We start from the raw sequence: 241 nt of genomic DNA, 5'->3' as shown, positions 1-241 counted from the left end.
GACTGGCCGGGGTGCTCTGCTTCCCACAGGGCAATGAGTTCTTTTTTGCGGGTGTTAATCTGCGCGTTGCGCTTGCTGAAGTCCTCAACGAACCCGGCGAGTTCTTCGATTTCCCCGGTGCGCGGGTCAATCCATTCAACCCACCCTTGGTATTCCTCGGGGGTCAGAAGCTGAATATCCTCGATATTTCCATCGGAGGTGTAGGCGGTGCGGGTGGCTAGAAGCTGGTTGTTTTCGGTGT

General features: G+C 56.0%; 1 protein-coding gene. It reads right to left on the bottom strand.

The window, feature by feature from the left end; translation table 11 throughout:
- Nucleotides 1-241 (bottom strand): hypothetical protein (locus L7A20_RS11940; protein WP_237223691.1); only part of this gene is annotated, 241 nt, incomplete at both ends.

It is taken from the genome of Rothia nasimurium (assembly GCF_928381415.1).
In the GTDB taxonomy this organism is placed as follows: domain Bacteria; phylum Actinomycetota; class Actinomycetes; order Actinomycetales; family Micrococcaceae; genus Rothia; species Rothia nasimurium_H.
The sequence above is the reverse complement of the archived record's forward strand: the minus strand, read 5'-3'. Positions and strand labels throughout refer to the sequence as shown.